The following is a 26,459-nucleotide window of genomic DNA, read 5'->3' as shown; positions in this document are numbered from 1 at the left end:
CCCTCATCTGAAGGCTTGAGCAAAACAGAAATGGACTGCGCTCGCACAAGCACTTCAGAATCCCACGGTTTCAATCGTGGGAGTGTCAAGTTGGATTTGTTCAAATAAAAAACCTGACTCGAGCCAAATGGATACGTAACGAGACGTATGCCGATTTGACTCGAGCCAGGTTATGCCCATGAAGGTAACATTCCTGCGCAGGAAACCATTCAGTTGTTATTTGATATTTGAAATGTAGCATGCGTCAAAACGAAATGTCAACGCTTACATTTAGGAATTTTCAGATTTCTTTTATTGGACACATTTACCCTTATTTTGTCTTCTATATAATGTTTTGATTCGCTGAGCACGTACTGACAAAAATAAATTTCAATTTTAAAAATCTCATTCGCAAGCTGTAAGAAAAACAGCATTTGTTATATTTTTCCTAATCTATAATAGAGCAGGAAGATTATATAGAATGAGGAGTCGTGATGAATGAAACGGATAGTATTGTGGTTGATGATCGGATTAATGGTCGTGTCGGTGTTGCAGCCGATTGGAGTAGAGGCTGAAGAATTAGTTGTTCCTGAGATACTCGAAGGTGATGTAGGAATACAGATAGCGCTTCCGACTAATGGGGCGTTAAAAATTCAGAATGAGTCCGGCAAGGTTTTGTTTCAGGACCGTTATGTAGGGAGAAAAGTATGGGCTGAAATCAATTATCGTCTTGAACCAGGTGAAAAAATATTATTTTATTTGAACGACAAGTTGATTGCGGAACGGATTGTGAAGGCGAGGTCCATTGGAATCACGGCCCCAGTCTTAAATGAAATTACAGAGGACACGTATGTAGTTGAAGGCAAAGCGACACCTGGCACAATTGTTGAGTGGTATGTCAATGATTTGAGAATTAGGACCGGAGAGAATTATAACGGACGTTTATCACTCCCAACTACCTTCAATCGTCTGTATGTAGGTGATAAAATTTTAGTTCGACTTGTCAATGATCGGGGCGAAGTAAGCCCTTTCGCCGAAAAGATTGTAGCAGCGGGGAATTCATCATTTGATTTAACACTCGATCACTATTATGGAGATCAAGCTGAAATCACAGGATCTGCTTTGAAAGACACCAAACTCTATTTTGAACGAAAAGATGGAACGATGATTGGGCAAGTCACAACTTCATACGATACTCGATTTTCTTTAATACTCCCAGTACGTCTGAATGTGGGAGAAGAAATCATAGTCACGCCATACAGTATATGGGGGCGTGAAGGAACTTCGAAAATTCTTAATGTACGAAACCCTCGTGCAAAGCTTCCGTGGCTTACTGAGGAGATTAGGGTTGGGGAAGAAAATGTCTCGTTCTATACTGATCAAGATACAGCAGCGTATTCAACAATCCAAGTCCGCGATCAACTTGATATTTTGCTGGGGACAGGCGTTCGAGTGGTTCATTTAAATAGAAAAGTTGAAATGGATGAAGTGTTAACTCTCACTTTCTTCGACCACTGGGACGAAAAACTTGGAGAAACAAAAGTGAAAGTGTTGTCGAGGAACGAGGATGAAAATCCAACAGTTGAATCACCATCGATTGACTTCGTAAAAACGATTACGAATCAGACGAGATGGGCATCCCTCTGCACAAATCCTTACATCGATGGGATGTATCGAATCATTGCCTTAAATGATCAAGGTGAGCTTCTTGATTACAGGTACATCGATAACTATAAATGTGAGATGCATTTGAACAAACCACTTAATGCAGGGACGAGTTTCACGGTCCAAATCGTCGATGGGAGGGACGGAGAGGTTTATCATGAGGAAGTGATTGAAGTAGTCGAGGCGACGAAAGCATCTTCGCCGATTGTACAGAAGATAACGGATCGAAGTACATACATCGAAGGACGTGTGACTGAAACCGAGTGGGTAGAGGATAACATCATCACCGTGAACGACGCAACAAACCGTAAACTTTGCGAAACCCACGTCAATTTTGATCGTACGTTCAGCTGTCCGCTAAAAGGCCTGCTCCCGGCAGGCACAACCGTCTCTATCACACAAACGGCAGACGGCTATTATCCGAGCGATCCGACTGTCGCGACGGTCTCTCGAACGTTTAACGAACCAACCCCGCCCATCGTGATCGTGCCTCCTTCTGAAGTGAAACCAGGCGCCCCGATCCTTCATCCGGTGACGAGTGACGCGCTCGGTCTCACCGGTTCTGGGACACCCGGGCTCGTCGTGAAGGCGTGGAACGAGTTCGGGTTCCGTCTCGGCGAGGCGACGGTCAATACAGATGGTTCGTTCCGCATCCCGCTTAAGCGGAAGTTGCCTCAAGGAATCGGCGTCCGTGTCGTCCAACTACAAGGCAGGACGATGAGCGACGGGGCACAGACGTATGTGCAGGAAGGCGAGAGCGTCTCATTAAAGCTGATGGACACGTTGACCGATACATCGACCCGCCTGACCGGACACCTCGAACGGATGGCGTTCACACCGGTGCGGGTAGAACTTCGTCAAGGAAAGACCGTGCTTGCGAAAGACGAGACGACGTTCTTCTTCCGGCTCGATTTTAAGCCGCAAAACGGCCCGCTCACGCTTGTTTTGATCCACGCGGACGGGAACGAGACGACGCAAACGATTCAACCGCTCGATACGACACCACCGACACTCGCGACGATGTCAACGCTCACCGACCGCTCGACCCGTGTGTTCGGACGTGCGGAAGCCGGTTCGACCGTCGTCGTTTACCACTACAAGAAGCGATTGACGACGAAGACCACGACAGCCGGCGTCTATTCGCTCAATCTGCCAAAGTTTCGAATCGGGGAGGTCGTCACGGTGCAGGCAATGGATGAGGCCGGCAATACGTCACCCATCCTACAGCGCACCGTCCTCGGGGTGCAGGCGCCACTCACCGCTACGGCATCTTCACGCGTCGTCACAGGAAAAGGTGAACCGGGATCGCTCGTCCGTGTGTTCTCCAATAACAAGATGATTGGGAAGACCGTCAAAGTGGACGCCAAAGGGACGTACCGGGTGAGCATCCCGACGCAACCAAAAGGGAAAAGATTGCTCGTGACGCAACAAAAGACAGGGTATGTGAAACAGACACAAACCGTCATCATCAAATAATCGTACCGGATGGAGCACACGCTTCATCCGGTTTTTGAAACCATTCAAAAGATTGCTCCGTATAACAGTTAACGACTTACCAAGGAGGGACTCTCATGAGACGCGAACAACATATGCGCCAACTCGTCGAGTACGCGCGGCAAGGGAAGACAAAGACGTTCATACTAGGAGCCGCCTCGGCCATCATCACGGGATCGCTCGTCCAGTACGTGACTGAATTCGAACTCGTCGTGCTCGGCATCGGGTTTCTTGGCGTCATCCCATTAGCTGTTCGCGAATGGAGACTCGGCACAATCCGGGCCTCGTTCAACGACAATGCGACGTATCAACGGCTCGTCCGCTTGCCGTTTTGGCTGACGTTAGGCGGATTGATTCTACTGTACGCACTCCTCGGCTGGTACGATTCCGGCTCATCGGGTCCGTCTTTCTTCCTCCTGTTCGCAGTGCTCTGCATGGGAATGTTCGGTCTCCAGCGCGCCTTCGACCGGGTCATCTTGATACTCGAACCCGACTACATCACCGACCGCGAGCTGCATCGCGAACTGAAGTGAACGACCGTCTCCTCGCGAGGCGGTCGTTTTTTTAGGTCGAACTTCCTAAAAAGACAAAGAACGAAACGGAACGGCAACATGACATGATGTTGCGAAAAAATGATAAATCTATCTCTCGGATTGTCAAGATGAACGGGGTAAGAACGTACTACGGTAGACTTGTGCCTTATTTCTGTCGTCCATTCTGTCTGTAGGGAGGAAAAATCCATGAACGATCAAACGACGATCGTCGGCGATCTCGTCGAGGTGCTGAAGAAAAGCAAGTGGCTGCTCGTGCCCTTCATGCTCATCGGCGGATTCGCCGCCTATTACTCGAGCGCGAACTTCATCGAGCCGACGTACGAGGCGTCGACCCAAGTGCTCCTCGTCACGAAACAAGAAGACGACCGTGTCGACAGCTCGGAAGTGTTATCGTCGCTCTCACTCGTCAACACGTACCGGGTCATCATGAAGAGCCCGGCCATCTTGAGCGAAGTGAGAGAGCGCGTCCCGAACGCGCCGGACCCGATCGCCGACGCCATCACCGTCGAGAGCGAGGAGGACTCGCAAGTCATCAACGTCGTCGTGACCCATACGGACGCAGCGGGCGCAGCGGAGACGGCGAACGTCATCAGCGAAGTGTTCGCCGCCGAGATTCCGGACCTCATGAACATCGATAACGTCCGCATCTTGTCGCCGGCCGAAGTGCCGACGGACCCGGTCTCACCGAACTTGCTCATGAACACGGCAATCGGCATCTTTGTCGGCTTGTTCTTCGGTGCGTTCATCGGTTTAATGCGCTACTTGTTCGACAAACGCATCCAGACCGAGCAAGAAGCCGAACGCCTCCTCGACTTGCCGGTCATCGGCTCGGTGCCGGTCATCGAGCGTCGTGACATGAAAGTGAAGAAGCCGAAACTGCCTAACGTGAAAGGAGACATTCCTCATGTTCCTTCGAAAAAAGAACGCCAATCTTCCTGATTATTCACAGCATGAGTTGATCACGCTCGTCAATCCGAAGTCGCCGATCTCGGAGCAGTACCGGACCATCCGGACGAACCTCGAGTTCACATCGATCGGTCAGAAATTGCAGATGATCACCGTCACGTCCGCCTCGAACGGCGAGGGCAAGTCGACGACCGCGGCGAACCTCGCCGTCGTCTACGCCCAGCTCGGCAAGCGCGTCCTGTTGATCGACTGCGACCTGCGGAAACCGACCGCACATTTCACGTTCAAGACGTCGGCACACGCCGGCCTGTCGACGATCCTCGTCGGCCGCATCCCGCTCGACCGGGCCATCCAAAAGACGGAAGTCGCACGGCTGTCGATTCTCGCGGCCGGCCCCGTCCCGCCGAACCCGACCGAGCTCGTCGCCTCCGAACGGATGACGCAGTTGCTTGAAGACGTGCGCCGCGACTATGACATCGTCATCTTAGACGCCCCGCCGATGATGCAAGTGGCCGACGCACGGCTGCTCGCGAACGTGTCGGACGGCACGATCCTCGTCATCGGTTGTGAGAACTCGGACCGCCAGCTCGTGTTGAAGGCGAAAGAACAGCTCGAACGGACCGGGACGCACATGCTCGGCCTCGTCCTCAATAAACGTGCATCGAAGAGCCATATGTATTACGCGTACGAGTGAGGTGGCGACGATGAAGATCCTCCACATCAACGCGATCAATGACGTGAAGAGCACCGGACGGATCTGTAAGGAACTCGCAGCCGTCCATCGTGAATACGGGCACGAGACGCGCGTCGCCCATTCGACAGGCCCGGTCACCGAAGGCAGCTACGTCATCGGGGATGCGGTCGACGTGAAACTGCACGCGCTCCACGCCCGCATCACCGGGCGACAAGGGTACGCCTCACGGCTCGCGACCGAGAACTTGGTGCGCGAGATCGAGCGCTACGGCCCGGACGTCGTCCATCTCCATAACTTGCATGCGAACTACCTCCATCTGAAGACGCTATTCGATTTCCTCGCCGTCCGCGACATCCCGACCGTGTTGACGCTCCACGACTGCTGGTTCTTCACCGGGAAGTGCACGCACTACGCGGCCGCCGGATGCGACAAGTGGCAGCACGGCTGCGGCGATTGCCCGCTCCTCAAGTCCGACATCCCGAGCTGGCTGTTCGACCGGACGAGCGAGATGCTCGCGGACAAGCGGCGCTTCTTGACGAATATCCCGCGTCTAGGTGTCGTCGGCGTCTCCGATTGGATCACGACCGAGGCGCGCTTCTCGTTTCTCGGACAGGCGAACGTCATCCGGCGCATCCATAACTGGGTCGACCTCGACGTGTTCCGTCCGACCGAGACGGCAACGCTCCGGGAACGTCTCGGACTCACCGACAAGACCGTGCTTCTCGGCGTGGCGAGCACGTGGGGCGAGGCGAAGGGGCTTACGGCCTTCCTCGATTTGGCCAGATCCCGGCCCGATGACACGTTCCTCTTGATCGGCCAGCTTGATGATATGCAACTCCCAGATAACGTCCTCCACATTCCGGAGACGAACGACGCCCGCGAGCTCGCCCGTTACTACGCGCTCGCCGACGTGTTCCTCAACTTATCGGAAGAAGAGTCGTTCGGCAACGTCACCGTCGAGGCGATGGCGTGCGGTACCCCGGTCGTCGTCATCGACGCGACGGCTAGCCCGGAACTCGTCACCGACGACACCGGCGTCATCGTCTCGACGCGACGGCTCGAAGACCTCGCCTACGGAATCGACCGCCTCCTCACCCGTGGCAAGGCGGCCTACAGCGACGCGTGCGTCACCCACGCCCGGACGAACTTCGCCCTTCACGACCGGGCGCGCGACTACTTGGACGTCTATGAGACGCTCCGTTACGAGAAAGTGAGGAATGCGCTATGAGACCACTCGTCTCGATCATCATCCCGGTGTATAACGGGAGCAACTATTTGGCGGCTTGCATCGACAGCGCGCTCGCCCAGACGTATGAACACGTCGAGGTCATCGTCGTCAACGACGGTTCGACCGACGGCGGCAAGACGGCCGACGTCGCGCGGCGCTACGGCGACAAGATCCGCTATATCGAGAAAGAGAACGGCGGCGTCTCGAGCGCGCTCAACCGCGGCATCGATGAGATGGAAGGCGACTTCTTCTCTTGGCTCAGCCACGACGACTTGTACGCCCCGCGTAAAATCGAGTCCCAAATCGAGACGCTCGAACGGGAACGGCTCGACGCGAAGCGGACAATCCTCGTCACGGGGACGGCGTTCATCGACGAGCACGGGGCCCCGATTCATCGCTACCGGCGCAAGTTCAACGGATTTTACGCCTCGAACGACATGTTCCGGCACTTGATGCTGACGGCCTCACTGAACGGCTGCGCGCTCCTCATCCCGCGTGATGCGTTCCGCGTCCATCGTTTCTCGCTCGAGGACAAGTTCATCCAAGACTGGATGTGCTGGGTCGAATTCGCGCTCGACGGCTTCGACTACTTCTTGACGGACGAGCCGCTCGTCTACTCGCGCATCCACGGGGCGCAACAGACGAAAAAGATCGCCCACCGCGCCGAGCTCGAGTCGAACCGCTATTTACGGACGCTCCTCTTGCGCGTCGAACGAAGAGGGGATTCGCGAGAGCTCGTTCCGATTATTTTGCGCCACACGTTCAAAGAAGACGCGACCGACGTGCGCGATGAATATTTAGCGACGCGGAATGTGCGCGACTACTTCAGCCCGCTCGAGTATGGCACGCACCGGATGAAAGGCTGGGCCGTGTCGAACATGCTGTCGCTGTACCGGGGCGTCACGAACCTCATCTATCGGTAGAAAAGGGGAGAACCCATGACCATCTATCTCGTCAATCTCGCGCTCCTCGTCATGTGGGCGATGCTCCTCATGCGAAGCGACGCCTCGTATAAGCGCGGCTGGTTCGTCACGTTCGCGACGATTCAATGGATCGTCCTCTCCGGCTTCCGACATATCACGGTCGGGGACGACACGGCGCAGTACAAGGCGCTCTTCCTCGGGACGGAAGGGTTGCCGGTGTCGGCGCTCACGAACGACTTCTTCAAGATCGTCTTCACCGAGAGCGAGGACCCGGGCTATTACTTGTTCCAACGGCTCGTCCAGTTCGTCATCACCGACTATCAAGTGTACTTGGTCTTAATCGCGCTCATCTTCATGATCCCGCTCGGCTACTTCATCTACAAGTACTCGACCGAGCCGCTCATCAGCTTCCTGTTGTTCTCGGTGCTGTTCTACGAGTTCTTCGCCGTCACGGGGCTAAGGCAGACGGTGGCGACAGCGCTCGTCGTCTTGGTCGGCTACCACTTCATCCGGGCGAAGCGGCTCGTCGCCTTCCTCGCGATCTTGTTCGTCGCCTTGACGATCCATAAGTCGGCGCTCATCTTCTTGCCGTTTTATTTCCTCGCCGACAAGAAGCTGACGAAACCGTACATCCTCGGGATGCTCGGCGTCATCGCTGCCTTGTTCGCCTTCCGTGGTCCGTTCTTCAATTTGCTCGTCTCGCTGTCGGGTTACGACACGTACTCGGCGCTCGACGGGGCGGGGGCGATCAACTTTAGCGTCATGCTCATGACGGTGCTGCTCGTCGCGCTTTGGCGCCGGGATGAGATTTTACAGAACAACCCGCAGGCGATCCATTACTTCAACGCCTTGTTCCTCGCCGCGTGCTTCTTGCCGCTCACGTTCATCAACCCGTCGATGATGCGGCTCGTCCAATACTTCACACTGTTCTTGCTCCTCATGATCCCGGAGATTATCAAGACGTTCGAACGACGCGAACGTGTCGTCGTCTATTACGCGGCGGTGACGCTCCTGTTGCTCCTGTTCCTACAGGACGCGCCGGTGTACACGTTCTTCTGGCAATAGAAAGAGAGGTGAACCTACATGTCGACACGCGTCGAGCCCGATGAGGCCGCAAGCACGCGAAAAATCAAATACGGGGCCGCCATGTCGTACACACAAATCTTCTTCGGTATCCTGTCCGGTCTCATCTACACCCCGTGGATGATTCAAGAAATCGGTCAGGCGAGCTATGGACTGTACATGCTCACCATCTCGCTCATCAGCATGTTCGCGATGGACTTCGGGCTCGACGCCGCCGTGTCACGCTTTATGAGCAAGTATCTCGCCGAAGGGGCGCAGGACAAGGCGGCCCGGTTCCTCGGCGTCGCCTACAAGCTGTTCATCGGGCTCGCCGCCCTCTTGTTCGTCATCTTGGCGATTGTCTACTTCTTCCTCGACTCGATTTATGCCGGCCTGACGCCGGGCGAGCTCGAGTCGCTCAAAGTACTCTATCTCGTCGCTGGCCTGTTCATCGTCATCTCGTTCCCGACGAAGCCGTTCTCGGGCATCCTCGTCTCGCATGAGCAATTTCTGTTTGCGAGCGCGCTCCACCTCGGCGAAAAGGTCGCGACCGTCGCCCTCATGGTCACGGCGCTCCTCCTCGGCTACGGGCTGTACGCCCTCGTCCTCGTCAACGCGCTCGTCGGGACGCTCGTCCTCGTGATCGAGTACGTCTTCATCCGCCGGAAGACGAGCGTCCGGGCCAACTTCACCGAACGGGATTCAGGCATCTACAAAGACATCTTCAGCTTCACGTCGTGGAGCACGGTGACGCTCGTCGCCCAACGCTTCGTCCTGAACATCACCCCGAGCCTGCTCGGGATGCTCGCCGGCAGCGCCTCAATCGCCTTGTTCTCGGTCGGGATGGTCATCGAAGGGTACGTCTGGACGATTGCCTCGGCGCTCGGCTTCTTGTTCCTCCCGAAAGTGAGCCGGATGATCTCGCGCGACGACCGCGGCGCCATCGCCGATTTGTTCGTCCGGATCGGCCGCATCCAGCTCTATATCGTCGGTCTCATCGTCACGTCGTTCTTCATCCTCGGCCGTGAGTTCATGCACCTGTGGGTCGGGGAGGCGTTCAACGACTCCTACTATATCGCGCTCCTCCTCGTCGTCCCGAGTCTCGTGACGCTGACGCAAGACATCGGCAACACGACGCTCATCGCCGAGAACAAAGTGAAGTATCGGGCGTACGCCTCGATGATCGTCGCGACGATTAGCATGACGCTGTCGCCGCTCCTCATCCCGATGTATGGACCGATCGGGGCGGCCGTCGCCATCTGTATCGGCAACACCGTCGGACTCGTCCTCTATATGAACGTCATCTACCATCGTGTGCTCCGGCTCGACGTCTTCGGTTTCTTCCGGGCGTGCCACTTGAAGCTACTGCCTGGGCTCGTCCTCTACACCGCGCTCGGCTGGGGCATCCAACAGCTGTTCCCGGCGACGAACTTGTTCGGGCTCGCCGTCAAAGGGATTGGCTTCGTTCTCCTTTATACCGTCATCATGTGGCTCCTCGCCTTCGATGACAGTGAGAAAGGGCTCATCCGGCAACTGTTCGCCCAAGTGAAGATTCGCATCCTGTCCACGCATCACACATCTTAGGAGGGAACACCATGAAGCGACTGAAAGTGATGACCATCGTCGGGACACGGCCCGAGATTATCCGCTTGTCCGCCGTGATGGATAAGCTCGAGACGTCCGAAGCAATAGAGCACGTCCTCGTCCACACGGGGCAGAACTACGACTATGAGCTGAACGAGATTTTCTTCGAGGACTTCGGGCTACGGACGCCGGACTATATCCTCGACGCCTCGGCCGACGGGCCGATGGCGACGATTGGCAACATCTTGATCGCCGTCGACCCGGTGCTCGCCGCCGAGAAGCCGGACGCCGTCCTCCTCCTCGGGGACACGAACAGCTGTCTCGCCGCCATCGCCGCGAAGCGCCACAAGATCCCGATCTTCCACATGGAGGCGGGCAACCGCTGCTTCGACGAGCGCGTGCCGGAAGAGACGAACCGCCGCATCGTCGACCATATCGCCGACATCAACTTGACGTATAGCGACATCGCCCGCGAGTACTTGTTGAAAGAAGGGCTCCCGGCCGACCGCATCATCAAGACGGGCAGCCCGATGTACGAGGTGCTGACGCGGCACCGTGACAAGATTGACCGCTCGGACGTGCTCGACCGGCTCGGCTTAGATGAAGGCCGCTACTTCGTCGTCTCGGCGCACCGGGACGAGAACATCTCGTCGGACGAGAACTTCTTCGACCTCGTCGAGACGCTGAACGCCGTCGCGAAACGCTACGATGTCCCGCTCATCGTCAGCACGCACCCGCGCACGGCGAAACGGTTCAAGGAGACGGGCGTGCCGCTCCATCCGCATATCCGGACGCTCAAACCGCTCGGATTCAGCGACTACGTCAAACTGCAACTCCATGCGAAGGCGGTCCTGAGCGACAGCGGCACGATCAGCGAGGAGAGCTCGATCCTCGGGCTGAAAGGACTCAACATCCGTCAGGCGCACGAACGGCCGGAGGCGATGGAAGAAGGGGCGGCGATGATGGTCGGGTTGAAGCGCGACCGGGTGCTCCAGGCGCTCCGCGTGCTCGAAGAGACGACGACGCCGATGCGCCTCGTCTCCGACTACGCGATGCCGAACGTGTCGGACAAAGTGCTCCGCATCTTGCTGTCATACACCGACTACGTCATGCGCGAAGTGTGGAAGCAAGAGCCGGTCCGTTCGATGACCGAGGAGGTGTGAGCCATGCGCTACTTGAACCAGAAGCGCCGCTTTGACGTACTCGTGAGCGCGACCGCCCTCGTCGTGCTCGCCCCTTTGTTTTTGATGCTCGCCGTCCTCATCAAGCTCGACTCGCGCGGACCGGTTTTCTTCAAACAGCAACGGGTCGGGCGGGACGAGACGCTGTTTTGGATCTACAAGTTCCGGACGATGCGCGACGACACGCCAAACGACGTGCCGACGCACCTGTTCAACGAATCGACAAAACACATCACGCCGATTGGCGGTTTTCTCCGGAAGACGAGCCTTGACGAGTTGCCGCAGTTGATTAACATCCTGCAAGGCGACATGTCGCTCGTCGGGCCGCGCCCGGCGCTTTGGAATCAGGACGACTTGATCGAGGCGAGACGGCACGAGGGGGCTGCGCACGTATTGCCGGGTTTGACCGGCTGGGCGCAAGTGAAAGGGCGCGACGAACTACCGATTGACGTGAAGGCGAAGCTCGACGGGGATTACGTCCGGCACATGAGTCACCGAATGGACCTTCTCTGCCTCGTCCTCACCGTCCGCAACGTCTTGTTGCGAGAAGGGATTATCGAAGGACGCGTCGAACCGCCGGTCGTCCCATTGAAAGAAAAAGAGATGACACATGTTGCGAAAAAATGATAACGGCTTCCCTCGTATTACCAATTCATTTCAAATTTGACGGGTAAAAGACTCCATACACCAACTCCTGACATCCTTGATCACACACCTAGAAAGGAGACTCCTCATGTTCTCGAACAAAACACTCCTCATCACGGGCGGGACCGGCTCTTTCGGCAACGCCGTCATGGAGCGTTTCCTCCATACCGACATCAAAGAAATCCGCATCTTCTCGCGTGACGAGAAAAAACAAGAAGACATCCGCAAGCGCTACAACGACGACAAGCTCAAGTTTTATATCGGTGACGTCCGCGACCCGAATAGCGTGAAGAACGCCATGTACGGCGTCGACTACGTGTTCCACGCCGCGGCGCTCAAACAAGTGCCGTCGTGCGAGTTCTTTCCCGTCGAGGCGGTGAAGACGAACATCCTCGGCACTGAGAACGTGTTGAACGCGGCCGTCGAGGCGGGCGTGGCGAAAGTCATCTGTCTGTCGACAGACAAGGCAGCGTACCCAATCAACGCGATGGGCATCTCGAAGGCGATGATGGAGAAAGTGTTCGTCGCCAAGGCCCGAGCCGTCGGTCCCGAGCAGACGCTCATCTGCGGCACGCGCTACGGCAACGTCATGGCGTCCCGCGGGTCGGTCATCCCGCTCTTCGTCGAACAGATCAAGAGCGGGGAGCCGCTCACCGTCACCGACCCGCTCATGACCCGTTTCCTTATGAGTCTCAGTGACGCGGTCGAGCTCGTCGTGTTCGCGTTCAACCACGCCCACGCCGGCGACATCATGGTCCAAAAATCACCGGCCTCGACAATCGGCGTGCTCGCCCAGGCGCTCAAAGAACTGTTCCACGCGGACAACCCGATCAAAGTCATCGGCACCCGGCACGGGGAGAAGGCGTTCGAGACGCTCATGACCCGCGAAGAGCACGTCGTCGCCGAAGACATGGGTGGCTTCTTCCGCGTCCCGGCCGACAACCGGGACCTGAACTACGACAAGTATTTCAGCGAGGGCAGCAAAGAGCTGACCGTCCAAGGCGAGTACAACTCGAACAATACTGAACAGCTCGACGTCGAGGAAGTGAAGCAGCTCCTGTTGACGCTCCCTTACATCCAAGCCGAGCTCGCCGCCTGGGAGGTCCCCGCTTCCGTGAAACGGATCGGGTGACGCCCGATACGAGGCAGCTTCGACTTTGCCGCCGGCTGGAAGAACGGGGGCGGTAAACCCAGACAGACTTTTTCATCTCATATCAAAGGAGAACTCAATCATGGTCAAGCTCATGCTGCTCGGAGGAGCGATGCATCAAGTACCCGTCATCTTGAAGGCGAAGGAGAAAGGGATTTTCACGATTCTTTGCGACTACCTACCCGACAATCCGGGTCGTAACGTCGCCGATCGGTACTACTGTGTGAGCTCGCTCGACCGTGACGCCGTCCTTGAGGTGGCGCGCGAGGAAAAGATTGACGGCATCCTCGCCTACGCGTCGGACCCCGCGGCCCGAACAGCCGCCTACGTCGGTGAGGCGCTCGGCCTCATCACGAATCCGTTCCAGACGGTCGAGACGTTGACGAACAAAGCGAAGTTCCGGGCCTTTTTGAAGGCGAACGGTTTCCCGACGCCCGAGGCGTACGCGTTCACGGAGCTCGAGACGGCCGTCTCGGCGCTGGCGACGATGCGGGGCAATCACGTCGTCAAACCGGCGGACTCGTCCGGGAGCAAGGGCATCAGCAAGTTGCTCGCGAGCGACCCGCCCAGGAAGATCCGTGAGAAACTCGCGGCCGCCTTCGCCGTCTCCCCGGGCGGTGAAATCGTCGTCGAACAGTTCGTCAAACGGGACGGCTACCAAGTCGCCGGAGACGGGTTCGTCCTCGACGGGGAGCTCGTCTTCCGTTGTTTCGGCAACAGCCATTTCAACACACGCGGTGTCAACCCGTTCGCGCCCGTCGCTGCCAGCTTCCCGAGCGTCCAGCCGCCGAACGTCTTGACGAACGTCCATGCGACGCTCCAGCGTATGATTACGCTCGTCGGGCTGAAGAACGGACCGCTCAATTTCGATATCTTCGTCAGTGGGGACGACGTCTACTTAATGGACATCGGGCCGCGCAACGGCGGCAACTACATCCCGCAAGTGATTGAACAGGCGACAGGCGTCGACATGGTCAGCGCGACGATCGACCTCGCACTCGGGATTCCGGTCACGCTCGAGATGAAGCCGGTGACCGTGCCGTCGTCGTACTTCATCCTCGGTAGCCAAGTCGCTGGACGTTTCGTCGGGCTCAGCTTCACACCGGACGATTACGAGGTCGTGAAATCGAACTCCGTCTATCCAGTCGGGGCGAAAGTGCCGCGGTTCGAAGGGGCGAACAAGTCGCTCGGCAGCCTCGTGCTCCGCTTCACCGACGTGGCGTCGATGTTGCGTCTGCTCGACACGCCGGACAGTTGGGTGAACGTCCACGTCTTACCAAATCGAATAAAGGAGGGGACAAAATGGAAATCGTTGTCACCGGCGCCACAGGCTTTCTAGGAAGACATGTGACGCACGCGCTCGAGACGGCAGGGCATACCGTTTTATCCGTCACGAGAGAGACGAGCCCTGCCGAACGGAGTGTTCGGCTTCGCCGGGCCGATTTCGTCTTCCATCTCGCCGGTGTGAACCGGCCCGACGACCCGGCTGAGTTCACGGCAGGAAACGTCGACTTAACGGAGCTGGTCACGACCGAACTGTTGTCATACAACCCGGTACCGGTCGTCTTCGCCTCGTCGACACAGGCCCTCGAGGCAAACCCATACGGTGTGAGCAAACGGGCCGCTGAAGACGTGCTCGCCGTCTACGGGGAGCGGGCCGAGTCCCGCGTCCACTTGTACCGGTTGCCGAACTTGTTCGGGAAGTGGGGTCGTCCATTTTATAACAGCGCCGTCGCCACGTTCTGTCATCAAATCGCACGGGGCGAGACGGTCACCGTCCACGACCCGGAGCGCGTCCTCACGCTCGCCCACGTCGATGATGTCGTCGCGTCGTTCCTCGACGCGCTCTCGACGGACGTCGGGCTCTATCCAAGCGTCCCGGCCCACACGATTGGGCTACTGGACGTCGTCCGGACACTCGAGGCGTTCGAGGCAATGCGCACGTCGCGCGGGGTTCCGGACTTATCGGACCCGTTCACAAAACAGCTGTATAGCACGTACACGAGTTACTTGCCGCGTGAACGCATCTTGACGCCGCTCGTCATGCACCGCGACGCCCGCGGCTCGTTCACCGAGTTCTTAAAGACGCCGGACCGGGGCCAAGTGTCGATCAACGTCGCCCGTCCCGGCATCACGAAAGGCGAGCATTGGCACGACACGAAACATGAACAGTTCCTCGTCGTCAGCGGCGAGGGTGTCATCCGGCTCCGCCCGGTCGGCGGGGGCGAGGTTATGACGTTTCATGTGAGCGGGGAGACGCTCGAGGTCGTCGCCATCCCGGCCGGTTACGTCCACAACATCGAAAACGTCGGGACGACCGACCTCGTTACGGTCATGTGGGTGAACGAACCGTTCGACCCGGTTCATCCCGACACGTACGCAGAGACGGTAGACATGCGAGAGGTAATGGAAGGAGGGGAAACACGATGATGATGGTGAGCATCAACTGCATCACGTACAACCACGAGGCGTATATCGGTAAGACGATCGAGAGCTTCCTCGCGCAGCGGACGGACTTCGACTTCGAGATCCTCATCCACGAGGACGCGTCGACCGACCGGACGGCCGACATCATCCGCTCTTACGAGGAGAAGCACCCGGACAAGATCCGGGTCATCTATCAGACGGAGAACCAATACTCGAAAGGCGTGTTCATCAACCGGTTGAACGAAGAGCGCGCCCGCGGCAAATACGTCGCCCTCTGTGACGGCGACGACTATTGGACCGACCCGTACAAGCTGCAAAAACAAGTCGACTACATGGAGGCGCACCCGGACTGCACGCTCTGCTTCCACGACGCGTACGTCGAGATGGACGGCCACGTGCACGCCGACTGGCGCGTCATCCCGTGGCTCCCGGAGAATAAGTTGCTCGCCTCGACAAAGGCGCGGACGTATACGGCCGGTGAGTTGCAGCTGCTCGGCTTCATCCCGACGATGTCGATGCTGTATCCGAACGGCTTAATCGCGAACGCACCGGACTGGTTGAAAGACACGCCGGCGAGTGACGGCTCGATGAAGCTGTACGTGGCGAGCAAAGGATACGCCTACTATATGCCGGAAGCGATGAGCGTCTATCGCTACGGGGTCGCCGGATCGGCGACGACGATTTGGAACGAAGGGAACCGCGAGCGTGACATCAAGCGCCACGAGGCGTTCATCCGTTTCCTCGACACGTTCGACACCTATACGGAAGGGAAATTCCACGAGGAGCTCGAGCTGTCCCGCATCTCGTTCGAGGTCGGGCTGCACCGCCTGAGACGCGACCATGCCGCGTTGAAGTCGCCACGCTATGACCGCTACCTCGACCGCTTCGTCGGGAAGGACCGCATCCGTCCCTATCTCATGGTCAAGCAACCGCTCGTGACCGAATGGCTCATCCGCCTCCGGGAACGTCAATTCGCGTAAGGGGTGAGACGGATGAGATTGGCCATCATGCAACCGTACTACTTTCCATACCTCGGCTACTTTCAGCTCATGGCGGCCGTCGACGCGTTCGTCATCCTCGACGACGTCCAGTTCATCAAGCACGGCTGGATTCACAAGAATCAGATTCTCCTCGACGGGAAGGCGAAGCCGATTCATATGACGATTGACCACATGTCGCAACACCGCACGATTCGGGCGCACGAGCGACGGATCGACGTGCAAAATGAGCGTTATCAGCTCCGGCTGCTCGAACATGCGTACAAGAAAGCCCCGTCGTACGCCGACGTCATGCCGCTCGTCACCCGCCTCATCCGCGACGACGAACGAAACGTCGCCGTCTACCTCGGCAAACAGCTGACCGAGATGCGCAACTTCCTCGGGCTCGATACGCCACTCCTTTACGCCTCGTCGCTCGAAAACGACAAGTCGAAACGATGCGGCGACCTCGTCCTCGACCTGTGCCATCACCTCGGAGCCGACCATTACATCAACGCGATTGGTGGGCGTGGCCTCTATAACAAGGAACGTTTCGCTTCGGAAGGTGTCCAGCTCGACTTTATCGAGATGCAGCCCGTGACGTACCGACAAGCAGGTCATCCGTTCGTCCCGAACTTATCAATCATCGACGTTCTCATGTACAACGCGAGACGGGACGTCCGTCAGTTGCTCGACGCTTATACGCTCGTCTGACAAAGGAGGGAAATGAGATGAATCTACCTAAACATGACCTGGCCCCACCGATTCAAGTGACGCGGCCGTCGATGCCCGAGTTCGAGGCGTACGTCGACATGATTCGGCCGCTCTGGGAGTCGCGCTGGCTCAGCAACAACGGCGAGCACGTGCGAACGCTTGAGTCGGAGCTGACGGACGTCCTCGACGTCCCGCACGTCTCGTTGCTAACGAACGGGCACTTGGCGCTCGAGACGGCGATTGACGTGCTCGGCCTCTCAGGCGAGGTCATCACGACCCCGTTCACGTTCGCCTCGACGACGCACGCGCTCGTTCGAAAAGGCATCACGCCGGTGTTCTGTGACATCAACCCGATTGACTATACGATTGACGTTACGAAGCTCGAGGCGCTCATCACCGACAAGACGACCGCGATTCTCCCGGTCCATGTGTACGGCAACGTCTGCCACGTCGAGGCGATTGACCGCATCGCCAAGCGACACGGGCTGAAAGTGCTCTATGACGCGGCCCATGCGTTCGGCGTCGTCCATGAGGGCCGCGGCATCGCCACATATGGGGACATGAACATGTTCAGTTTCCACGCCACGAAAGTGTTCCATACGATCGAAGGCGGCGCGCTCGCCTATCGCGACGATTCGCTCAAGGCGGACATCGACCTCGCCGTCAACTTCGGCATCACCGGTCCCGAGTCGGTCGAGGCGGTCGGCGGGAACGCCAAGATGAACGAGTTTCAGGCGGCGATGGGCCGCTGCAATCTTCCCCGTCTCGAGGACGACATCGCCAAGCGCCGCGCCATCGTCGAACGTTATGACGAGCGGCTCAAGGACGTCCCGACGCTCCGGTTGAACCGGCGTGCCGACGAGACGGAATCGAACTACGCGTATTATCCGGTGCTGTTCAAAGGCGATCGGCGCCGCCGGGACGAGATGATGGCCTGGCTCGCCGACAACGGCATCTTCGCCCGGAAATACTTCTATCCGCTCGTCACCGACTTTGCCTGTTACGCGTTCACGGCGCACGTCCCGAACGCGAAGTACGTGTCGGACCGCATCTTGACGCTGCCGCTCTATCCGGACTTGACGCTCGAGATGGTCGACCGGATTTGTGACGTGATCATCGAAGGAGGGAATCGATTATGAAAGGCATCATTTTGGCCGGCGGCAACGGCACCCGGCTCTACCCGATGACGAAAGCCGTATCGAAACAGCTGCTCCCGATTTACGACAAGCCGCTCATCTACTACCCGATGTCGGTGTTGATGCTCGCCGGCATCCAAGACATCCTGCTCATCTCGACCCCGAAAGACATCGCCGGCTATGAGCGTTTGTTCGGCGACGGCCACCAGCTCGGCGTGTCGATCACGTACAAGGTACAAGAGAAGCCGGTCGGGCTCGCCGACGCCTTCCTGCTCGGGGAGGACTTCATCGGCGACGACTCGGTCTGTCTCATCCTCGGCGATAACGTCTTTTACGGGCCCGACTTGACGAGCTTCCTCAGGGACGCGAAAGGGCGCACGCAAGGGGCGACCGTGTTCGGCTACCCGGTGAAAGACCCCCGCGCGTTCGGTGTCGTCGAGTTCGACGCGAACCGCCGCGTCTTGTCAATCGAGGAGAAGCCGGCCCAGCCGAAGTCGAACTACGCCGTCCCGGGCCTCTACTTCTACGACAACCGCGTCGTCGAATATGCGAAACGGGTCGAGCCGTCGCCGCGCGGCGAGCTCGAAATCACATCGATCAATCAGATGTATCTCGAGGCGGGCGACTTGAACGTCGTCTTGTTCGGACGCGGTATGGCGTGGCTCGACACGGGGACGCCAGAAGGGATGATCAAGGCGTCCGTGTTCGTCCAGACGGTACAGGAGCGGCAAGGCTACTATATCGCCTGCCTCGAGGAGATCGCCTGGCGCCGCGGCTTCATCACATCGGGCCAGTTGCGCGATATCGGACAGACGTTGAAGATGACCGACTATGGACAGTACATCCTATCCCTTTTAGAAGAGGAGCGTGAAGAACATGAAGACTTTACTCGTAACTGGCGGAGCCGGGTTCATCGGATCAAACTTCATAAAGATGCTTCTGGCCGACGCGTCGTGGCGCATCATCAACCTTGACGCCCTCACGTACGCCGGGAACCTCGAGACGCTCCACGGGATTGACGACCCCCGCTACGTCTTCGTCAAAGGTGACATTCGGGACAAGGCGACGGTCGAGGCGGTGTTCCGCGACTATGACGTCACCCGGGTCGTCCACTTCGCGGCCGAGTCGCACGTCGACCGGAGCATCCTCGAGCCGGACGTGTTCTTGACGACGAACGTGCTCGGGACGCAAGTGTTGCTCGAGGCGGCGAAACGGTACTGGAACCTAGCCCCGGACGACAAGCATTCCCGCGACTATTCGGAAGGGGTGAAGTTCATCCACGTCTCGACGGATGAGGTGTACGGCACGCTCGGGGCGGAAGGCTATTTCACCGAGGCGACGCCGCTCGCCCCGAACAGCCCATACTCGGCGTCGAAGGCGAGCTCGGACTTGATCGTGCGCGCCTATCACGAGACGTACGGCCTGCCGGTCAACATCACGCGCTGTAGCAACAACTACGGCCCGTATCAGTTCCCGGAGAAGCTCATCCCGCTCATGATTCATCGCGCCGAGCGCGGCGAGTCGCTCCCGGTATACGGGGACGGGCAACAGATTCGCGACTGGCTCCACGTGCGCGACCATTGCCACGCCATCTGGACGGTCGCCGAGAAGGGGCGGGACGGCGAGGTGTACAACATCGGCGGCAACAACGAGATGACGAATTTGACGATCGTCCGGCTCATCTTGGCACAGCTCGGGCGTGACGATTCGCAAATCACGTTCGTCGCTGACCGGCCGGGGCACGACCGCCGCTACGCGATCGACAACACGAAAATCACGACCGAGCTCGGCTGGCGTCCGCGTTACACGTTCGAGCAAGGCTTGCATGAGACGATCGACTGGTACGTCACCCATCCCGACTGGGTCGACCGGATCGTCTCGGGCGAATACGCATCGTACTATGAGACGATGTACGCGAAAGGGTGACCGACATGGAGACGGTGAAGACGTTCGAATGGGAGAAGCGCCGGCTGTTGTTCAGCCCGGCGCGTGACGCCGCCCTCGACTGGATGGATGCGTTCGCACAGGCGCCATCCGTCCTCGAGCGCGACACGTATGTGCGCATCTATTTCAGCTGTCGGCCGAAGCCGGTTGACGGGCGTTACGTCAGCTATAGCGGGTACGTCGACGTCGACAAGCAGGACTTCCGCATCCTTCGGGTGAGCGAGCGTCCGGTGCTCGAGCTCGGGGCGCGAGGGACGTTCGACGAGTTCGGCGTCTATCCGTTCTCGGCGATTGACGTCGGGGACGAGGTGCACGCCTATTACGGGGGCTGGACGCGTACCGTGTCCGTGCCGTTCAACGTCAATATCGGCAAAGCCGTCAGCCGGGACGGCGGTCAGACGTTCGAACGCGTCGGGCCGGGCCCGATCCTCTCCTATACGCTCGACGAGCCGTTCATCTTGAGCGGGCCGAAGATTCGGCGCTTCGGTGACACCTGGTATTTGTTCTATATCGCCGGACGCGAATGGATTCTCGATGGAGACCGCCCGGAGCCCGTGTATAAGATTCGGCTCGCCACGTCGACCGACGGCGTGACGTGGGAGAAGCAGCACCGGGACTTGATCGACAGCGTGCTCCCGGACGAGGCACAGGCGAGCCCGGACGTGTTTTTTGAGGACGGGCGCTATCACATGTTCTTCTGTTACCGGGACGCGACCGACTATCGGAAGAACCCGGAGCGGACGTATCGGCTCGGATATGCCTCGTCGCCGGACCTCCTCCACTGGACGCGGGATGACGCGGTCATGAAGTTCACGCGCGCCGAAGCAGGGTTTGACGACGAGATGGTCGCCTATCCGCATACGTTCACTGTGAATGGGAAACGCTATCTGCTCTACCTCGGCAACGAGGTCGGACGGGCCGGTTTCGGCATCGCCGAACGGAAGGAGGGGACGACATGAGATGGAAGAAGCTCGGACACATCTTCGACCCGGAGCCGTACGGCTTTTTCGGGGACTATTCGGCGTTCGCGCAGTCGCCGCAGGCGCTCGTGTTTGACGACTTCGTCCGCATCTACTTCTCGACCCGCGAGCGAGATGGAAACCTATTCAAGAGCCACGTCCGCTACGTCGACATGACGCCCGACTTCGACGTGATTCACGTCTCGAGGGAGCCGGTCATCCCGCTCGGCAAGCTCGGCACGTTCGACGAGGACGGGATCTTTCCGTTTCACGTCACCCGGACAGAGGACGCCTTGTACGGCTACACGAGCGGCTGGAGCCGGCGTGAGTCGGTGTCGGTCGAGACGGGAATTGGCCTCTCGGTCAGCCATGACGACGGTGTCACGTTCGAGCGGCTCGGAGACGGACCGATCTTGTCGGCGAGCGTGGATGAACCGTTCCTCGTCGGCGACCCGTTCGTCTTCAGCCGGGAACGACACTACATGTATTACATTTACGGGACGACGTGGAAAGAAGGTCCGGACGGGGTGGCAGAGCGGACGTATAAAATCGCCCTCGCCACGTCCGCGGACGGCCAGACGTTCACGCGGCACGGTCGGGTCGTGCCGGACGCGATCTCCGACGAGAGCCAGGCGCTCCCGACCGTGTTCGAGGCGGGCGGTCGCTATCATATGGTGTTTTGTTTCCGCGACACGTTCGGTTTCCGGACCGATCCGACGCGCGGCTATCGGCTCGGCTACGCCTACTCCGACGACCTCGTCGACTGGACGCGGGACGATGCGGCGCTCGGCTTCGAGCGGAGCGATGACGGCTGGGACGCCGATATGGAATGCTATCCGCACGTGTTCACGATGAAGGGGCGCCACTATCTGCTCTATAACGGTAACGCGTTCGGCCGGGACGGGTTCGGTGTCGCCGTATTGGAGGACGTATGATCACGCTCGGTCGCGGGTCGGTCGCCGACTACGTGGCCCATCTCGAGGCGTGTGACGGCTTGTTCCCGACAAAACTGTCCGAGCGGGTCGACTTAAAGGCGTACGCCGCGAAACTGCACGACCGGGCGACGTCGTTCGAGCTATGGGAAGACGGCCGGCTCGTCGGCTTATTGTCGGCGTACATGGACGCGGACGTCGCGTTCATCAGCCATGTTTGCGTGTTGCCGGAGGCTCCGCGCGGGAGCGGGCACACGCTGTTGAACGCCTTGTTTGATGAGATGAGGCGGACCGCGAAACATGTCGTCCGGCTTCACGTCGAGGCCGATAACGCCCGGGCGATTGCATTTTATGAACGGCACGGGTTCATCGAGATCGGACGGCTGAATCGAGACGTCATCATGGAGCGGGCCTGACACGCGTCGGGACGCTTCTTTTCGTCTGACCGGACAATTGTCGCAAGAACGTCACTCGAGGTTTGGGCGGGGGCATGGTATAACTACTTATGTGAAATATTGAACAAGAGGAGGTTTTTTATGAAACGGCTAGGATTTCTTATGATTGGACTGATATTTCTACTTTCCGCCTGTACGACGAGCGAGGCGGGTGATGCGACCGAGACGTTCACGTACGTCGAGTACGCGCTCCCGCTCGACGAGAAAGTGAAGCTCGGGGACGGGGCCGACGAGATCGTCTTCGTCTTCGACTACAGTTGCCCGTGGTGCAAGAAGTGGATGGAGAGCGTCTTGCCGGAGATCGAGGCGCGGTGGATTGAGACGGGGAAGGTGTCGTTCAAAGGACAGGCGCTCGCCTTGTTGAACGAACGGTCGCAACGGCTCGCGAGCGTCGACGCGAACGCCGAACGGTTGATGCCGGACCGCTATTACGCGCTTCAGCGCCAAATCGGGATGGACTCGGGAACGGACGACTTTGGGACCGAGGCGTACGTCCATCGGCTCGCTGCCTTGTTCGACGTGGACGCTGAGCTGCTCCTCGCGCCGCAGATTGACGAAAGCATCCAAAACGCGCGGCTCTACACACGTGACCTCGGCGTCGAATATGTCCCGACCGTTTACGTGAACGGCATCAAGTTGCTCGATGCGTTCAGCCTCGATGAGATGGAACGCGTCTTGAACAAAGACATCCAAGCGGGTGACGTCGTCGACGTGCCGGCTGAGTGAACGACACCCGCTGATTGCTCAGCGGGTGTCGTTTTGTCCACAGGCGATGCCGTCGAGATCGGTGTCGAACGTGAGGAGATAGGCGTCGTGTTCGAGCGGGACGCCTTCCGGATAAATCGCGTTCAAGTCCTCGCACGAGCCGTACGTCTCAAAAAAGACGATGTCTTCCGTTTCGTCGGGCGTTGTGTCCATCAAGCGCTCGGCGTCCGCGAGGGCGAGCGTGAGCGCCTCGTTCATCGCCTCGGCCTCACGGAGCCGGTCCTCGAGGGCATAAATCTCACCGCGCTGCACCTTGATGACGTCTTCTAAATCAATCACCTTCAAGAACAGGTTGTCTTTCATCGTGTCCTCGCGGGCGGCGTAGCGGGCCTCGAGCTTCTCGGTCACGTCGCGCTCGATTTGAATCGCTTGCCACGCCAAGTCGTCGGCATGTTCTTCCTCTAAGGCGAGCAGCCGTTCCGCGTAGTCCGTCTCCGTCATCACGCGCGCGTTCGAGGCGTCGCGCGACTCCCGTTCAAGTTCGAACGTATACGTGCTCAAGCCGATGAGGAGGAGACAGAGGAGGGTGGCGAACACTTGCAGTTTGATGCGTTCGACGGGCTCTTCGGCGAGCCAAATGAAGATCACGCTCAGCGTGGCCGCGACACAGGCGGCGATGATCCATGTCATGACGGTCATCCGTATCCCTCGCTTCCATAGTCTACTCGTCTTTTCCACGTTCGATTCAAAATGAAAGGGAACGAACGAGCTCATGAAAAAAACACGCCGGCATGGCGTGTTTCGCGTGACAGGTACGGTTTGACGAACTCGTCGAAGACGTGTTTGTCGAGTAAGTAACGGTCGATGAAGTATGGGGCGTTGTCGTTCGTGATCGGGTTCGGGCTCAAGATGAACGCATCGGTGAACCCGGCCGACTCGGCGATGGCGGTCGCGTCAATCCCGAGCTGTTCGTTCAAGGCGGCCCGGCTCGCCTCGAGGTCGCGTTTGAACGCGTCGTGGTTCGCCGGGTCAAGGAAGACGGCCATCCCGTCCTCGATGTAATGCATATCGTTCGTGTGCGATCCGAAATCGGCGAGTCCGCTGTCTTTCATCGCTTCTAACTCATGCCACGGAGCGAGGTTCAAGTTTTGGAACGTCTCGCCGACGTGGCCGGTGATGACGAACAACGTGAACGGGACGCCTTCTTCACGGAGGACGGGGAAGGCGTTCTCGTAGACGGTATGGTCGACGTCATCGAACGAGAGCCAGACGCACTTCTCAGGAATCGCTTCGCCGCGCACGTATCCTTCGATTTCACCGAGCGTGGCGAAATGGACGCCGGCTTGCTTCATCCAACGAATCTGCTCTTGGAACTCGTCGGCGTAGACGTTATACCGTTTCAAGTCGTCCGACCCGGTCAACGTCTCGACGGTCTTGTTCCATGCGTGTGGCTTTTTGACACGGTGATAGTTGAGCCCGAGGCAGACGCCGTCTTTCGCGACGAGCATCGGGTCCGGCGTATCCGGCCGCTTCGAGGTGACGTCGTTCACTTTCCACGTCACCCCGGCGATGATGACAAGGGCGAGGAGGAGTTTAAAGACTTTGCTCACTTCGTCAACTCCTTTACCGGGTTATCGGTGAAGACGATGGCTTTCTCGGTCTGTAGGCGCACGATTTCCGACTCATCAATCAATCCGAGCGCTATGAATTCCTCCGTCGTCGTCGGGGTCGGGGGCTTACGGCGTCTGAGTGAGCCATAGCGTTTCTTAATTGTACGTGCGCCAGACGAACAAGATGAGCGCCGAGGCGAGGAGTGACAGGACACCGAAGGCGAGCAGCCCACGGATGTCGGCGTTCGTGACGTTCAACGCGGTCTTGAGCGTGGCGATGTAGCGGTCGTTTTGACCGAGCGCCGCACTGAGGAAGAACCAGCTGACGACGAACGTATACGCCCAAAATACGAGCGTCAAGAAAACTTCGATACTTTTTCGGATGAAGGAGCGCTTCGTCTTGACGAGGACGTCTTGACCTATAAGCTGCTCCGTCTCGTGCCGCGATCTGGAGAGTTCCATGTCGCATAGCCTCCTTTCACTGTCGAGCGGATGGCCCGCGGCGTCGCCGCGATGACGACGAATGTGTTGAGCATCCAATAGATGACCGGGTACCAGGCGGCCCAGACGTAATAGCGGAAGACGTTATCGTACCGCGCATCGTTCCAAAGCGAGATGAGCAACTGGATGTGGCTAATCAAGACGAGCGCGAACGAGTTGTACGTGAACCAGACGAGCATCTGTTGTACCGTGTCGGCCGTCACGAACAAGTAAATCGTGACGACGAGCCACGCATACGCCCAGAGGACGCTGATGACTTGTTCGATATAGACGGGCCAGATGCGGCGTTGGCGCCAGTCTTTGAAGATGTCGAAGTGACGCAAGACGACTTCTTGCCCGCCTTGCGACCAACGGACCCGCTGCTTCCAAATGTCCGACAGTGATTCCGGGACGAGCATTCAGCAGATGGCGCGCGGCTCGTAGCGGCTGTCCCAAAATTTCTTTTGGAGCTTCCACGAGACGGCGATGTCCTCGGTGATCATGTCCCGGTCTCACAGCCCGACCGTGAGGAGCGCTTTTTTGCGGAACATGACGATGACGCCAGAGACGGTCATGATTTTCCCCATGACGCGCTGCGTGCGCTTAATCGATCCGATAATCGAGGCGTACTCGACGATTTGCATCCGGCTGAGAAGCGTGTCGCGGTTACGGATGCGCGGGTTGCCGGTGACGGCACCGACCCGTTCGCCGCCTTCTAGGAAGTGGCGGACGAGCTGGTACGGGGCTTCTTCGTCGAGGAACGCGTCCGAATCGACACAGAGCAAGTATTCGGAGTGGGCGGCCATGTGGAGGGCGTTCGCCTTGCCGCGGTTCTCATGGCAGTCGATGACCCGGAGCCGATCGTGCTTGTCGGCGAGCCCGATCAAGAGGTCGCCGGTTCGGTCCGAGCTGCCGTCATTGACGGCGATGATTTCAAGGTTTGGATACGTCAGGCGATCGAGATATTTGACACTCCCACGGCTAAAGCCGCAAGCTCACCCTTCGGGATGAGTGGGATTCTGAAGTGCTTGTGCGAGCGCAGTCCATTTCTGTTT

General features: G+C 58.3%; 27 protein-coding genes. 22 read left to right on the top strand and 5 right to left on the bottom strand.

The features are described from left to right. Positions 1-1,728 precede the first annotated feature (1,728 nt). The 22 genes from KNP76_RS13725 to KNP76_RS13620 all read left to right on the top strand — a co-directional run bounded on the left by KNP76_RS13725 (position 1,729) and on the right by KNP76_RS13620 (position 23,335). Positions 1,729-3,120 (top strand): Ig-like domain-containing protein, encoded by a 1,392-nt coding sequence (locus KNP76_RS13725; protein ID WP_214844857.1) that lies wholly within the window; start codon positions 1,729-1,731, stop codon positions 3,118-3,120. A gap of 95 nt (positions 3,121-3,215) precedes the next feature. Further along, a complete protein-coding gene (locus KNP76_RS13720) occupies positions 3,216-3,671 on the top strand; it encodes a hypothetical protein (RefSeq protein WP_214844856.1) in 456 nt (151 codons plus the stop codon). Between the two features lie 207 nt (positions 3,672-3,878). After that, positions 3,879-4,631, top strand: coding sequence for a YveK family protein (locus tag KNP76_RS13715; RefSeq protein ID WP_214844855.1), 753 nt, complete (start codon positions 3,879-3,881; stop codon positions 4,629-4,631). After that, complete coding sequence (locus tag KNP76_RS13710; protein WP_214844854.1) at positions 4,597-5,292, top strand: CpsD/CapB family tyrosine-protein kinase; 696 nt, start codon at positions 4,597-4,599, stop codon at positions 5,290-5,292. Before KNP76_RS13715 ends, KNP76_RS13710 begins: the two co-directional genes overlap by 35 nt. A gap of 10 nt (positions 5,293-5,302) precedes the next feature. Beyond that, the gene (locus tag KNP76_RS13705) at positions 5,303-6,520 is read left to right on the top strand and encodes a glycosyltransferase (protein ID WP_214844853.1); all 1,218 of its coding nucleotides are present in this window, start codon (positions 5,303-5,305) and stop codon (positions 6,518-6,520) included. Beyond that, the gene (locus tag KNP76_RS13700; protein ID WP_214844852.1) at positions 6,517-7,443 is read left to right on the top strand and encodes a glycosyltransferase family 2 protein; all 927 of its coding nucleotides are present in this window, start codon (positions 6,517-6,519) and stop codon (positions 7,441-7,443) included. The genes KNP76_RS13705 and KNP76_RS13700 overlap by 4 nt, the downstream gene beginning before the upstream one ends. A 15-nt stretch (positions 7,444-7,458) precedes the next feature. Next, positions 7,459-8,508, top strand: coding sequence for an EpsG family protein (locus KNP76_RS13695; RefSeq protein ID WP_214844851.1), 1,050 nt, complete (start codon positions 7,459-7,461; stop codon positions 8,506-8,508). Between the two features lie 18 nt (positions 8,509-8,526). Beyond that, a complete protein-coding gene (locus KNP76_RS13690; protein ID WP_214844850.1) occupies positions 8,527-10,089 on the top strand; it encodes an oligosaccharide flippase family protein in 1,563 nt (520 codons plus the stop codon). Between the two features lie 11 nt (positions 10,090-10,100). Next, the gene (gene wecB / locus KNP76_RS13685; protein WP_214844849.1) at positions 10,101-11,252 is read left to right on the top strand and encodes a non-hydrolyzing UDP-N-acetylglucosamine 2-epimerase; all 1,152 of its coding nucleotides are present in this window, start codon (positions 10,101-10,103) and stop codon (positions 11,250-11,252) included. 3 nt (positions 11,253-11,255) lie between these two features. Further along, positions 11,256-11,897, top strand: coding sequence for a sugar transferase (locus KNP76_RS13680; RefSeq protein WP_214844848.1), 642 nt, complete (start codon positions 11,256-11,258; stop codon positions 11,895-11,897). Between the two features lie 106 nt (positions 11,898-12,003). Next, the gene (locus tag KNP76_RS13675; protein ID WP_034817343.1) at positions 12,004-13,047 is read left to right on the top strand and encodes a polysaccharide biosynthesis protein; all 1,044 of its coding nucleotides are present in this window, start codon (positions 12,004-12,006) and stop codon (positions 13,045-13,047) included. Between the two features lie 100 nt (positions 13,048-13,147). Further along, a complete protein-coding gene (locus tag KNP76_RS13670; RefSeq protein ID WP_214844847.1) occupies positions 13,148-14,404 on the top strand; it encodes an ATP-grasp domain-containing protein in 1,257 nt (418 codons plus the stop codon). Beyond that, positions 14,368-15,495: a polysaccharide biosynthesis C-terminal domain-containing protein gene (locus tag KNP76_RS13665; RefSeq protein WP_214844846.1), complete on the top strand. Its 1,128-nt coding sequence runs from the start codon at positions 14,368-14,370 to the stop codon at positions 15,493-15,495. The genes KNP76_RS13670 and KNP76_RS13665 overlap by 37 nt, the downstream gene beginning before the upstream one ends. Continuing rightward, a complete protein-coding gene (locus tag KNP76_RS13660) occupies positions 15,492-16,472 on the top strand; it encodes a glycosyltransferase family 2 protein (protein WP_214844845.1) in 981 nt (326 codons plus the stop codon). The genes KNP76_RS13665 and KNP76_RS13660 overlap by 4 nt, the downstream gene beginning before the upstream one ends. Before the next feature lie 12 nt (positions 16,473-16,484). After that, a complete protein-coding gene (locus KNP76_RS13655) occupies positions 16,485-17,183 on the top strand; it encodes a WbqC family protein (protein ID WP_214844844.1) in 699 nt (232 codons plus the stop codon). Positions 17,184-17,200: 17 nt separating this feature from the next. Then, the gene (locus tag KNP76_RS13650) at positions 17,201-18,322 is read left to right on the top strand and encodes a DegT/DnrJ/EryC1/StrS family aminotransferase (RefSeq protein WP_214844843.1); all 1,122 of its coding nucleotides are present in this window, start codon (positions 17,201-17,203) and stop codon (positions 18,320-18,322) included. Then, positions 18,319-19,293, top strand: coding sequence for a glucose-1-phosphate thymidylyltransferase RfbA (gene rfbA / locus KNP76_RS13645; RefSeq protein ID WP_034817335.1), 975 nt, complete (start codon positions 18,319-18,321; stop codon positions 19,291-19,293). Before KNP76_RS13650 ends, rfbA begins: the two co-directional genes overlap by 4 nt. Continuing rightward, positions 19,196-20,245 carry a dTDP-glucose 4,6-dehydratase gene (gene rfbB, locus KNP76_RS13640; protein WP_034817333.1) on the top strand — a complete coding sequence of 350 codons (1,050 nt, stop codon included), beginning with the start codon at positions 19,196-19,198 and terminating at the stop codon, positions 20,243-20,245. Before rfbA ends, rfbB begins: the two co-directional genes overlap by 98 nt. Before the next feature lie 5 nt (positions 20,246-20,250). Further along, positions 20,251-21,222 (top strand): glycoside hydrolase family protein, encoded by a 972-nt coding sequence (locus tag KNP76_RS13635; protein ID WP_214844842.1) that lies wholly within the window; start codon positions 20,251-20,253, stop codon positions 21,220-21,222. Further along, the gene (locus KNP76_RS13630; RefSeq protein WP_214844841.1) at positions 21,219-22,157 is read left to right on the top strand and encodes a glycoside hydrolase family protein; all 939 of its coding nucleotides are present in this window, start codon (positions 21,219-21,221) and stop codon (positions 22,155-22,157) included. Before KNP76_RS13635 ends, KNP76_RS13630 begins: the two co-directional genes overlap by 4 nt. Further along, the gene (locus tag KNP76_RS13625; RefSeq protein ID WP_034817327.1) at positions 22,154-22,570 is read left to right on the top strand and encodes a GNAT family N-acetyltransferase; all 417 of its coding nucleotides are present in this window, start codon (positions 22,154-22,156) and stop codon (positions 22,568-22,570) included. The genes KNP76_RS13630 and KNP76_RS13625 overlap by 4 nt, the downstream gene beginning before the upstream one ends. A gap of 120 nt (positions 22,571-22,690) precedes the next feature. Next, on the top strand, positions 22,691-23,335 hold the full coding sequence (locus KNP76_RS13620; RefSeq protein ID WP_034817326.1) for a DsbA family protein: 645 nt from the start codon (positions 22,691-22,693) through the stop codon (positions 23,333-23,335). 18 nt (positions 23,336-23,353) lie between these two features. Here the strand turns inward: KNP76_RS13620 and KNP76_RS13615 are convergent, their stop codons facing one another. The 5 genes from KNP76_RS13615 to KNP76_RS15890 all read right to left on the bottom strand — a co-directional run bounded on the left by KNP76_RS13615 (position 23,354) and on the right by KNP76_RS15890 (position 26,357). Beyond that, complete coding sequence (locus KNP76_RS13615) at positions 23,354-24,013, bottom strand: hypothetical protein (RefSeq protein WP_214844840.1); 660 nt, start codon at positions 24,011-24,013, stop codon at positions 23,354-23,356. A 71-nt stretch (positions 24,014-24,084) separates the two neighbouring features. Then, positions 24,085-24,924 carry a polysaccharide deacetylase family protein gene (locus tag KNP76_RS13610; protein WP_214844839.1) on the bottom strand — a complete coding sequence of 280 codons (840 nt, stop codon included), beginning with the start codon at positions 24,922-24,924 and terminating at the stop codon, positions 24,085-24,087. Positions 24,925-25,080: 156 nt separating this feature from the next. Continuing rightward, a complete protein-coding gene (locus KNP76_RS13605) occupies positions 25,081-25,386 on the bottom strand; it encodes a hypothetical protein (protein ID WP_214844838.1) in 306 nt (101 codons plus the stop codon). After that, complete coding sequence (locus tag KNP76_RS15895) at positions 25,344-25,823, bottom strand: hypothetical protein (RefSeq protein ID WP_251137495.1); 480 nt, start codon at positions 25,821-25,823, stop codon at positions 25,344-25,346. Before KNP76_RS15895 ends, KNP76_RS13605 begins: the two co-directional genes overlap by 43 nt. Positions 25,824-25,916: 93 nt before the next feature. Next, positions 25,917-26,357 (bottom strand): glycosyltransferase family 2 protein, encoded by a 441-nt coding sequence (locus KNP76_RS15890; RefSeq protein ID WP_251137496.1) that lies wholly within the window; start codon positions 26,355-26,357, stop codon positions 25,917-25,919. Positions 26,358-26,459: the final 102 nt, after the last annotated feature.

It is taken from the genome of Exiguobacterium sp. s150 (genome assembly GCF_018618435.1).
Taxonomy (GTDB): Bacteria; Bacillota; Bacilli; order Exiguobacteriales; family Exiguobacteriaceae; genus Exiguobacterium; species Exiguobacterium alkaliphilum.
This window is presented reverse-complemented; position numbering and strand designations above follow the sequence as displayed.